This window comes from Sporocytophaga sp., assembly GCF_017745095.1.
In the GTDB taxonomy this organism is placed as follows: Bacteria; Bacteroidota; Bacteroidia; order Cytophagales; family Cytophagaceae; genus Sporocytophaga.
Window position 1 is genome coordinate 40,235 of the sequence record NZ_JAGHZZ010000020.1, and the last position, 11,442, is coordinate 51,676.

9 protein-coding genes are annotated in these 11,442 nt (G+C 35.6%); 5 read left to right on the top strand and 4 right to left on the bottom strand.

The genetic code is table 11. From position 1 onward, the window contains the following. Nucleotides 1–71: 71 nt before the first annotated feature. Nucleotides 72–1,481 carry a PepSY domain-containing protein gene (locus tag J7604_RS21630; protein ID WP_293900727.1) on the top strand — a complete coding sequence of 470 codons (1,410 nt, stop codon included), beginning with the start codon at nt 72–74 and terminating at the stop codon, nt 1,479–1,481. 47 nt (nt 1,482–1,528) lie between these two features. Further along, entirely contained in the window at nt 1,529–2,236 is a 708-nt protein-coding gene (locus J7604_RS21635) for a DUF4198 domain-containing protein (RefSeq protein WP_293900730.1), read from the top strand. 206 nt (nt 2,237–2,442) lie between these two features. Here the strand turns inward: J7604_RS21635 and J7604_RS21640 are convergent, their stop codons facing one another. The 4 genes from J7604_RS21640 to J7604_RS21655 form a co-directional block, all read right to left on the bottom strand. Continuing rightward, a complete protein-coding gene (locus tag J7604_RS21640; protein WP_293900733.1) occupies nt 2,443–2,646 on the bottom strand; it encodes a hypothetical protein in 204 nt (67 codons plus the stop codon). A gap of 720 nt (nt 2,647–3,366) precedes the next feature. After that, nucleotides 3,367–4,959, bottom strand: a complete 1,593-nt coding sequence (locus J7604_RS21645) for a leucine-rich repeat domain-containing protein (RefSeq protein WP_293900736.1) — start codon at nt 4,957–4,959, stop codon at nt 3,367–3,369. Beyond that, nucleotides 4,956–6,071 carry a hypothetical protein gene (locus J7604_RS21650; protein WP_293900739.1) on the bottom strand — a complete coding sequence of 372 codons (1,116 nt, stop codon included), beginning with the start codon at nt 6,069–6,071 and terminating at the stop codon, nt 4,956–4,958. The genes J7604_RS21645 and J7604_RS21650 overlap by 4 nt, the downstream gene beginning before the upstream one ends. After that, on the bottom strand, nt 6,064–6,648 hold the full coding sequence (locus J7604_RS21655; RefSeq protein ID WP_293900742.1) for a sigma-70 family RNA polymerase sigma factor: 585 nt from the start codon (nt 6,646–6,648) through the stop codon (nt 6,064–6,066). The genes J7604_RS21650 and J7604_RS21655 overlap by 8 nt, the downstream gene beginning before the upstream one ends. 209 nt (nt 6,649–6,857) lie before the next feature. On the opposite strand from J7604_RS21655, the gene J7604_RS21660 reads away from it, so the two are divergent. The 3 genes from J7604_RS21660 (at nt 6,858) to J7604_RS21670 (ending at nt 11,432) form a co-directional block, all read left to right on the top strand. After that, nucleotides 6,858–7,733, top strand: a complete 876-nt coding sequence (locus J7604_RS21660; protein WP_293900745.1) for a type IX secretion system membrane protein PorP/SprF — start codon at nt 6,858–6,860, stop codon at nt 7,731–7,733. Nucleotides 7,734–8,128: 395 nt separating this feature from the next. After that, nucleotides 8,129–10,501 carry a TonB-dependent receptor gene (locus tag J7604_RS21665; RefSeq protein ID WP_293900748.1) on the top strand — a complete coding sequence of 791 codons (2,373 nt, stop codon included), beginning with the start codon at nt 8,129–8,131 and terminating at the stop codon, nt 10,499–10,501. A gap of 4 nt (nt 10,502–10,505) precedes the next feature. Further along, nucleotides 10,506–11,432 (top strand): DUF4249 family protein, encoded by a 927-nt coding sequence (locus tag J7604_RS21670; RefSeq protein WP_293900751.1) that lies wholly within the window; start codon nt 10,506–10,508, stop codon nt 11,430–11,432. The last annotated feature ends 10 nt before the right edge of the window (nt 11,433–11,442 follow it).

Here is an 11,442-nt window from a genome sequence, read left to right on the forward strand (position 1 = left end):
GGCAGCTAAAAGGGGAAGCCCTTGTCAGTTGCCGGATTTTGATTTAATCATATCGTCGAACAAATAGGAGCATGAAGAAATACACATTCAGAAAATTTATGAATGATATTCACTTGTGGCTGGGCATAGGAAGTGGTATTATTCTTTTCATCATTTGTCTGACGGGTACAATCTACGTCTTCGCAAAAGATATCACCGAATGGATGGATAAAGAAAAATTCATTGTTGCAGTTTCTGAAAGTACTCACCCGATGAAGGTGACACAGTTGGTGGCTTCATTGGAGCAGGAGAAAAAAGATAGTAAGGTTACAAGTATTCAGATACCTGAAGGAAAAGAAAGTGCCTGGTTATTTACAGTCACACCTAAGGATATCCTTTTACGCAGAAGCAAGGAAGAGCGAGAAGCAAAGATGAAGGAACGCATTGGAGAAAAGCGAGAGTCAAGAGGCAGGGCAGAGGAAAAATCTAACCAGAGAGGTCGGGTAGCTGATGAGGATTCAAAGCCCAAAAAAGGGAGAGGGAAGGGGCGAGGAGATCGTGAAAGGATTAAAACATATTTTGTGAATCCATACACAGGAGAAGTATTAGGTGATACAAGAACAGCTTCTTCCAAATTTTTTATGACTATTATGGGATTGCATAGATGGCTTCTCCTTGATCATGATATTGGCCGTCCTATCACAGGTATTGCTACACTAATTTTTATACTGATGGAAATAACGGGGTTAGTTCTATGGCTTCCAGTCAAACTTAAAAGCTGGAAAAAATGGAGTGCCTGGAAAACTGGATTTAAAATAAAAACAGATGCTCGTTGGAAAAGGATTAACTATGATCTTCATAATACACTTGGCTTTTATACATTTCTGCTGATTACTCTGATGGCTTTGACTGGCTTGTGCTTTTCTTTCGAATGGTTTCGTAACGGGGTAGGAAATGTTTTTGGTGCAAAGCCATTTGATGACAGAAAAGCTGCTGCGATTCAGTCTGAATACAGGGAGACAAAGTCGAAATCTCTTGATTTTTTTATTGGAAAGGCAAATGAAATATATCCTTATAAGGGAGATCTTCGCATTAGTTTACCAAAGGATTCTGTAAGTCCTGTAACGGCTTATAAAGTGCATAAAGGCTTTATATCTTCAGCCGGCACAGATCGAGTGTTCTTTGATCTATATACAGGAAATGTATTGAAGAAAGAGCCATTCTCTGATAAACGAATTGGAGAGAAGATTGTAGCATTAATATATCCTCTTCATGTAGGAGAAGTATTCGGTTCTTTTACCAAAATTATTTATTTCATTGCCTGTCTTATTGCAACGAGTCTTCCAGTGACAGGGACAATCATATGGATCAATAAGCTTAGAAAAAAATCCGATAAAGAAGAAGGTATAATTGCAAAGAAGAAACCTGCAGGTGCTGGAAAGCCTTCCAAACCAAATATGAAGATAGCACTTCCAGTATTGGAGTCTAATACGGATAACTAATAATTAATGCATAAACTATTTTAACTATAAAAATACAGTACATGAACATGAAGTCTATACTTACTTTATTATTTTCTTTATTTCTACTAAGTGTTGGAAACGCTCATAACATATGGATAGAAACTAACAATACCGGCAAAGCTGGAAAGTTACATTCAGTAAAAATTTATCTTGGTGGTTATGGTGAAAATGAAAGGGATTCTGTAAGTAAGTGGTTTAGCAATACCAGAGATGTTGCAATAAGCCTTACCAAACCGGATGGTACAAGGGAAAATCTTGTAACAAAACCTGCTGGCAATCACCTCGAAGCTTTGTTTACACCTTCACAGGAAGGCTATTATACGGTCTCAGCATCCCATGAAGTAGCTGATGTTTACGGAACAGCCAAGATACAATATTATGCTGCTTCTCAGATAAAAGTCGGAGCTTCAGTGGAGGGTATTAATAATGTGATTTCATCGACAGATATGCCAGTGCAACTTATAACTGCAAGTCCGGTTGAAAAAAAGAATGTTTCATTAAAGGTTATGTACAAGGGAAAAAATCTTGATAAATCTTCAGTGTCTATAGCTTCTCCAGCTGGTTGGGTAAAAGCGGTTGAAACGAATGACGGAATATTCAGCTTTGATGCCCTTTGGCCTGGTGTATATGTAATTGAAGCATATCATACAGATAAGACAGAAGGAAACTTGAATGGAAAAGAATATAAACTTATCAGAAATACCTCTACATATAGTATAACAGTAGGAAGGTAATATTTCTCCATTTTTCAAGGGCTATGGAATCATCAGAATCAATTTATAAAAGCGTTTCGCATGTACTGCATGTCTCGTAATGTGAGGCAAAGCAGTATTAAGGTTACAGTATTGCTTAAACTATGGTTTGAGCTCTGTTTAGAAAGAGAGCAGGCTTGTTATTGATGTTTTTACTATGGAAGCAGGCGAGAAGCTCCTTCATGACTCTAGGTTAAATAGATATCGTATTCTACAAGGTATCCGTCTTCGAACTTTCGCAGGCCTTCGTTGGTTACAAAACCCGCAGCTTGGAGTTTCGATATGATTTCATCTGAAACATCATTGTTGCGTTTTACCTCTTCCTTTTGTGATTTACATGAAAGAAAAATAACGCCAAGAGCCATGATTAGACAATAGGTTAGCTTTTTCATTTTTTTATTTTGTGGTTAAAGATTTTTTTTATTGAAAGAATATTAAAAAATGCTCGATGTAAATATTGAAAAAAAATGAGTTATCTGAGGTTCAATAATTGATATGTAGTGTGTTATTGATTGAGCTTTTTAGTATTTAAATGGTTGTCTTATTCCTTTAAAAATTTATTGCATGTCTTATTAAAATTTATAATGAAGATGAATTGTACTTGTTTATTATAGGAAGGAGTGAACTTGGGAGAAAATATCAAATAAGTATACTGGAGTTGATTTAAAGCAATGTTACTTATCGATAAGACTATTAATAGATCTTTTTTATATTATAAAATATGCAGAATGATGATTTTTATTTTGTCAATATAAATGTTGAGATTTTATATCAGCTTATTTTCGCTTAGTTGAGTTTATGATTTCATCGATATTAACTGCATATCTGTATGCTTAAAAAAATAAAAGATCAATTCTTTTTTTAGAGTAATTAAGAAACCCATTAATATTTATGTCAAGCAGTGTTATATTACAAAATAGATTAATACTAGTCTTTAATTTAATGGTTGGGTATATTCATTATTTCTCCAACATTGAGCTTTTATCTTTGTAAAGCTAATACTTTTCGAAAGAGGGAAATACTTGCTGAAGAGTGTTTGGGATGGGGCTGATAAAAAAGTGATAATAGAATGTGTTTCTATATAATTTCCAAATATGATAAGATCGAGGGAATTAATATATCACAGACATTTTCAAAACTTCTTCTCCACTATTGATATTGATAAGATAGTAGCCTGCAGGTACTCTATGGTCATTTACATAACCATCCCATAGTTTTGGAAGAGTTAATTGGCAGATCGTATTGCCAAATTTATCAACAACTTTAGCATTCCCAGTTTGAGAAAAATAATAGTTGTCATCTACACCATCACCGTTAGGAGTAATAACGAGCTGCTTACAATCCTCTCTGGGAATTTCAATGGTATTGGGAATTGTATAACTACAGCCGTTTGGTGCGGATATAGTAAGTTTATATTCCAGATCTTCGAGCTTTGCGAATTGACCAGATGCTGAAGAATACTTAGTATGTGTCTGCAATCCTTCTATATCAAATTTGTAATTGATACCTGGCTGATTGATCAAACTAATATTCACTGATCCTTGCTTTACACAGGTGTTTCCCGTTATGTCATAGATTACTCCGCTTATATTGACACAGGGAAGAACATCAACATTAAAAGCATCTGTTCTAAGTTTAAGATTTGGGAAAGAAGGATGAGTTACCTCGCAATAATAATTGCCCTTGTCAGAAGGTCTTGCTTTGTCTATACTAAAAATTCTGGATGTTTGCCCAGTTACATTATTATTAAAGATCCACTTTCTTGATACTCCTGAAGTGTTCGAATCTATTTTTGAATCTAACGAAAATTTTTCAAGCTCTACTATAGTCTGCATTGTACCGACATTGAAGACTTTCTGAGGAGATAATTCAAACAATGAAGGATAATTGAGAAAAGCTGTTAATGGCAGTAAGTCCTGAAAGTTCAGGTAGTTTTTAAACAATCTTACCTTAGTAAGCGATTGATATGAAGTTAATGAAGGTAGCTCTGAAATAAGGTTACTATCCAGATAGACAGTTTGGATACCTAATGGTAAAGTCGGGAACTCTTCAATAAAGTTAGAGCTTGCGTCAAGAACTTTTAGACTATCCATTCCGGATAGATCCGGTAATTGTTTTATTTTATTTCTGAAGCACTCCAGTTTCCTTAATTTAGGAAGATTAGTTAGGTCAGGAAGAGCAGTAATTCCAACCAAAGAAATTCCTAAATATTCAAGCTTTGGTAAATTTAAAGCAGGAATATTATCAAACTTGTTAGTGTGAACCAATAACTGAATCAGATTTTTATTATTGGTAAGGTCAGGGAATTGGGTGACATCTAAACGATGAATGGAAAGATATTGGAGGTTAATGAATGGCGATAAATCCGGTATAGTAGTCAGTTTGGTTTCTCCAATATTCAATTTAGTCAGCCCTGTCATAGCAGCTATATCTGGCAGAGTTATGATAGGGTTCTTAGTGATATTAAGTTCTGTAAGACCTGTGAAATATTTTAACTCATCGATTGTAGCAATACCGTAATTAGGGCATTCCAGTTTTTTAACTGCCGCAGCTTTTGTCAATATTAAATTCTGATTAGCGTCAAGAGCAGTGGGAATACTATCAGCTATACACTTTCTGAAAGCATTGTCTGCAATTGGTGTCTGGGCCATTGCTGCAGATATAGTAAAGATATAGATTGCCGCTATGTATTTAATGAAACTCATTCTGTTACTGTAATACTTCCCTTGATAACCTTCCCGTCTCTATTTTCAATGATATAAATAAAATATCCCGATTCAAGTTTTCCTGACTCTGAGTATCCTGACCAAGTACATTGTTCCCCATTTGTCATCTGTTTTGAATATACCTGATTACCTGTTTTGTCAATGATAGTCAGCTTTGAAGCCTGTGTAGCGATTGGGCCAAGCCATTCTTCGCCTCGGCCAGGATTAAAATCATAATCAAGTTTGCAAACTTTTCCTTTTAAAATTAGGGGATTAAATTGATGTTTACAACCGTTATAGTCAGTAACGTCTACTCTGTATGTCCCTTGATTTAAATCCCTGAAAATATTTTCATCCTCTGATCCTGAGCCATTAAGAGTTGTTTTATAAGGGGATGTACCGCCTTTAAAACCTTTAATTTCAATAACTCCATTGTTGCTGCCGTTACAAGGCTCCTGAACGATTAGTTGAGCTGAAATAACAACCCCTTCGCATTTATTAGCAGGTAGCGTAGCAAGATCAATTTTAGGTTCTGTTATTGAATTGGTAGTGTTATCTGCTTTTAGAGGATTTTCCTTAGGCGTTAATGACTGACCATAATCAATAACATGAGTGATTGCAGTTGTATCTTCCTTAATTGTAGTAGGTTGATTATCAGTTTTTTTATCTGATATTTTAATGACTTTTGGAAGTTGTTCTGAATTTGTATGTTTTATTTCACTGACCGGTTGCTGTATATTTGGGGTCCTTTCAGTAGAGACCATATTATTACTAATACGTTCTGATTTTTCAATTTCCGACGTCGAATTATTTCTTATTAGCAAATAAGAACCAGAACCAATCAATGCTAACAATATCAGGAAGGCCCAACCTTTATTGAAGGGGCCACTTTGGTCAGCCTTAGTTTGCTCTTCAGCCATTATCGATTTCAAACCTTTAAGCTTATTCTGAAGAATAAGATCCTTTGCAGTTTTGCATACTTCCATTTTATGCTGTAGAGCACTATCGGATATAAGTTGTTCCTCAAACAATATTCTTTCATTTTCAGGGAGTAATCCTGAAAGGTATAGCTCAATTACCTCATATATATATTCATCATTGCTGCTATACATGACCTTTTAATTTTTGAATTATTAGAGGGTTATTTTCAATTTCTTTATATAATTTTTCTCTACATCTTTTTAGAGCCATTTTAGCTGCCCCCTCAGATTCCAATCCCATCCTGATCTGTATATCTTCCATCATTAGATTCTGATAAATGGTGTAGTTTAAAATTTCAATGCACTTACTACCGATTTGGGAGAACAATTGGGAAAGGAGATTCTCTTCCATTGCTGCAGGATATATCTCTTGAAAATCAGCTTCTATGTTGTAGATGTTTTCTTCTGATTGAAAATCTACACTAATCGATTTGTTACTCTTTCTCAGGCTATTGATCCATCTGTTAATACAAAGTGTAAAGAGAAATCCGTAAACTGTATATTTATCATTGTATTTACCTTCCAGGATGTGTTTATATAAGTACATGACAGCATCCTGAAATACATCCTCAACATCTTCCTTCTTACCTCCTCGGTTTAAGATTGTCTTTTTTACCCTGGGATACACCAATTTATAAAATAAAGAGATCACCTCTTTATCCTTCCCTTGTTTAATTAAGTCAGGAATATCCTTTTCAACAATCGCCATATTTGTCAAAATCTAAACTGAAGACACACCGGATTCTCAATAGTAATGGAATTTTCAAGAAATTTTTTTTAATTTTTTATTCTCTCCAAGATTAATCTTTACGTTTTTTTTACCGTTAAAGACTATTTCAAATTGTACTTTGGAATTATAAATTAGGATTGCAGGATAGGATTTTCTATTATATTTGTCTGAATTTCACTTTAGTCTCGTTGAGGAAATTACTTTCATCTTTTCTTTTTATTTTTAGCATAACTATTGTCTGCTACTCCCAACAGACCCAGAACTTTTATTTACCTGATTATTACTCTTCAACTGCACTAGATCATTTAGCACTTATTAATCCGGCCTGGAGCGCCGATGAAACAAAGGGGACATTAAATAGTTTGTATAAATCAAGATCAGGACTTTTTAATGAAGTAGCTACTATTACTGCATATGGAGATGTTCTGCTAAATCCGAAAGGTAATGTGGGACAGATTGCGAGAGTATTGTTTCAGAATGAAAAAGAAGGGCCATATATATCATCTCCCAAATTTTATGGAAACTATGCAGTTAAGATACCTCTCAGAGAAGACCTCTTTCTGTCTGCAGGACTTGCCTTTGGTGTAGCTTCAATCAGCTTTACAGCTCCTTCAGGAATGGGGAAGGGTAGTGCGCCCGACGCCAATGCGGGTTTAATTCTAAAATATAGGAAGACAGAAATCGGAGCAGCCTCTTACCAGCTTTTGAACAACAGTATTACTGCAATTAATAGCCCTTTATTATTTAAACGATTTTATCAGTTTTATTTTCAATCGGAAAAGGATCTGAGTGAGTATCTAACTTTAAGAGCTCATTTATTCTATAGGCCTCAGCCATACAGAGACTTAGGGAATGCGGCGTTATTACTTTGTTATAAAGAAACGATTGCTATTGGTGGAATGTACCAGTACCAGAGAGGTACCTCATTTTTAGCATCTCTTTATCTTAATCAATCCAATAATCCGATAATTTTAAATTTCTCTTTTAATAGTCTATTCTTGAGTAACCGCCTTCTTACTAATGGTTCTTATGAACTCGGCCTTCAATACAGGATAGCCAATTGATATATCCTTTATGGGATATATCCAACATTTTTTTAGTAGGATCCAAATTCAATTTTTATGTATCAAAAGATACATATTAAGATATTTTAATTTTATTACTGAACGAAATTCTTCTGAAATAATAGTTCTTTAAAATTTCTTAATATTTGAATAAGAAATTAATCCCACTTTATAAGGCAATTAATTTTAAATGTGTTTATTATTGCATTATAAAAGTATAGCTTTTTCAGTATGGGCTTCGGTATTGCCCGCTTAGAGGGTGTTTAAACAAGTGTTCATTATAACTGCAGGATCGTTTATAAAGTCTTGTAGCGTATTCGTAAATTCATACTTCTATTTCATTTGAAAAAGCTGTTTGGTGTTTTCTTTTAGCTATGTTGTAAGTTTAATTATTTATGGTAACAAGATTTATTTTTAGTGTAATAGTTTTGTTTTTTGCTTCTCTGAATTTAAGCTATGGACAAGAAACTTATACGCTTAGTGGCTCTGTCAAGGACTCTGCCAATGGTGAGGCAATGATTGGTGCTGTAGTTACAGTCAAAGAAATCAATGCCGGTACTGCTACTGATATCAATGGAGATTTTTCAATGAAAGTCCCTCCGGGAAAATATACGGTGGAAATCAATTTTGTCGGATATGGTAGCATTTCACAATCAGTTGTTGTGAAAGGGAATACTAAAATGTCATTCAGCATGAAAGAACAGATGTTGAAAGAGGTTATTGTTACTGGGGAAAGACCGGATGCTCAAGTGAAGAACCTTGAGATGGGAACTCAGAAGCTGGACATGAAACAAATAAATGCTATCCCGCCTCTTCTTGGTGAGGTAGATGTGATAAGAAGCATTCAGCTATTGCCTGGAGTCTCCACTGTAGGTGAAGGTGCATCCGGATTTAATGTGAGAGGAGGAGCAGTAGATCAAAATCTAATCTTGCTTGATGACGCTCCGATATACAATTCCTCACATATGTTTGGATTCTTCTCTGTTTTCAATCCTGACATGGTAAAAGATATAAAACTTTCAAAGGCTGCAATACCAGCACAATATGGTGGTCGTTTATCATCTGTTCTGGATGTGAAAATGAAAGAAGGGAATCCTGACAAAATAGGAGTTCAGGGAGGCATAAGCACCATCTTCAGCCGCCTCACAGTTGGAGGCCCTATTAAAAAAAATAAATTATCATTTATAGTAGCTGGCAGAAGATCCTATGCTGACGTACTTGCAAGACCATTCCTTGCCAAAGCATTTAAAGATGCCCAGCTTTATTTTTATGATTTGACTTTAAAGGCAAACTATAATATTAACCAAAGAAATCGACTTTATCTTTCCGGATATTATGGAAGAGATGTGTTTGCATTTCCAGGTGCTTACTTTGGATGGGGAAATGCCACCACTACCTTGCGTTGGAACCACGTATTCAGTGACAAACTGTTACTTAATATGATCGGAGATTATAGTAGTTATAGTTACCGTCTAGAGTTTGGTGAAGATATGACCGAAGATTCCTTCAAATGGACTGCTAAAATTATAAACTATTGTGCAAAACCAGAATTTACATGGTATTTAAACAGCAATAATACTATCAGCTTCGGAGCTCAGGCAACATATTACAAATTCGTTCCAAGTACTGGAGTATTTTATTCCGGAGGGGAGAGAAGAGACATAGGCCTTCCCGATAAATATGCGATGGAAAACGCTTTATACATTTCGAATGAACAGAAATTGACGGCCAGGCTTACACTTCAATATGGCTTGAGATACTCCTTCTTTAACTATCTCGGGTCAGGAACAGCTTATTATTATGATTCAACAGCAGGCAACTATGTTAGAAATCCGGTAGGTATTGAAGAATTTGGAAGAAGAAAAACAATTAAAGCTTATACTCGGCCTGAGCCAAGAATAGCAGCTAATTATTCACTAAGTGAAAATTCATCTCTTAAAGCCAGCTATAACAGAATGGTTCAGTATATCCACTTGATATCGAATACTACTGCATCTATTCCTCTGGACGTTTACCTGCCAAGCACCAATAACATAAAGCCTCAGTTGTGTGATCAATATTCACTGGGCTATTTCAGAAATATCGGCCCTAAACAAAATATAGAAACATCTGCAGAAGTCTTTTATAAGGACATGTTAAATCAATTGGATTATATAGATGGAGCAAATCTGTTCTTTAATCCGAATCTTGAAGGAGAGGTTATTCCAGGAACTGCCAGAGCATATGGTCTGGAATTATTTGTGAAGAAGAAAGAAGGAAGATTTAATGGATGGATTAGCTATACTCTTTCTAAGTCTGAAAGAAAGGTGCCTGGTATCAATCAGGGAGATTGGTATCCGAACAGATATGACAGAAGGCACAATCTAAGCGTTGTTGGGATATATGAACTTTCCAAACGTGTGAGTTTGAGCAGTACATTTGTTTATGCTTCTGGTACTCCATTTACTTTTGCTACGGATAAGTTTGAATTCCAGGGTATATTCGTACCATATAATCCGGGAGGACCAAGGAACAATTACAGATTGCCTGCTTATCATCGTCTGGATGTAGCTGCAACTTTAAAAAGCAAAGAAAAAGTCCGCAAATCTAAAATATTCGGGAGATACAGCTGGGATCTGGTATTTACAGTTTATAACCTGTATTCCCGCAGAAATGCCTTTGCAATAACGCCGAGACAAAATCCCGAAAATCAACAAATAAGTGAAGCGTTAAGATTCTCAATTTTCGGATCTTTTGTTCCTGCAATTACATATAACTTTAAATTTTAAAAGAATGAAAAATAAAGTTTTATTATTCATATTACTTATAGTGCTAGTAGCATGTGAGGATAAAGTAGATATCAGCAATACGCTTAAAGCTGGTAAACCTGCTTTAGTAGTGGATGCTTTTATTACTAACCTTCCCGAGAAGCAAACTGTATATCTTTCTAGCACTCAATATTACTTTGATAACTCCGGTCCTATAAGAATAAGCGGTGCAGCAGTTAAGGTAGTGGACGAGACAACACAACAGGAATATGTTTTTGCAGAGTCTGCTCCCGGTCAATATGTTTCACCGGTAAAGGGAGATTCAATGCTGATTATAGGTCATCCTTACAGATTGTTTATAGATTATCAGGGGCAGGCTTATACAGCTTATTCATTAATGAAAAGAGTTCCTCCTATAGATTCTATTTTGTTTGAACCTCTTGAGGATCTTAATGAAGATATCATACCAGGTAAATACACTGCTGAATTCCAGGCTACAGATCAGGTAGGGGTAGGGGACCAGGTATGGATCAGAAATTATAAGAATGGAGTGAGAATAACGGATCCGGAAAGGATTGGGATTTCCTATGACGGAAAGATTTTCGCAACTGCTGAAGCGGATGGATCAATGTTCATTTATCCATTAAGAGTGTTCCCTGTTAACGATAACGGAGGAGAGGAAGATGATCAATGGCTGGACGGCCAGCAATTTGGTGTAGAATTGTTTTCTATAACAGAGGAGGCAGCAACATTTTTACAAGCTGTAGTAACTCAGTCAACTCAAGGAAACGGTGGGCCAATAGGAGCTTTATTTTCTCCACCGCCAGCCAATGTTCCAACCAATATCGTAAATACGACATCTAAAGATAAAGCGGCTGTAGGATTCTTTTGCACATCTGCTGTTTCAAGAGCCGAGACGATTGTACCTAATCCTTACGGTCGTAATCAATAATATTTCAGCC

Excerpts from the sequence above, each read along its gene's own strand:
- J7604_RS21630 (WP_293900727.1), top strand. The coding sequence starts at position 72 with ATGAAGAAATACACATTCAGAAAATTTATGAATGATATTCACTTGTGG.
- J7604_RS21635 (WP_293900730.1), top strand. The coding sequence starts at position 1,529 with ATGAAGTCTATACTTACTTTATTATTTTCTTTATTTCTACTAAGTGTT.
- J7604_RS21640 (WP_293900733.1), bottom strand. The coding sequence starts at position 2,646 with ATGAAAAAGCTAACCTATTGTCTAATCATGGCTCTTGGCGTTATTTTT.
- J7604_RS21645 (WP_293900736.1), bottom strand. The coding sequence starts at position 4,959 with ATGAGTTTCATTAAATACATAGCGGCAATCTATATCTTTACTATATCT.
- J7604_RS21650 (WP_293900739.1), bottom strand. The coding sequence starts at position 6,071 with ATGTATAGCAGCAATGATGAATATATATATGAGGTAATTGAGCTATAC.
- J7604_RS21655 (WP_293900742.1), bottom strand. The coding sequence starts at position 6,648 with ATGGCGATTGTTGAAAAGGATATTCCTGACTTAATTAAACAAGGGAAG.
- J7604_RS21665 (WP_293900748.1), top strand. The coding sequence starts at position 8,129 with ATGGTAACAAGATTTATTTTTAGTGTAATAGTTTTGTTTTTTGCTTCT.
- J7604_RS21670 (WP_293900751.1), top strand. The coding sequence starts at position 10,506 with ATGAAAAATAAAGTTTTATTATTCATATTACTTATAGTGCTAGTAGCA.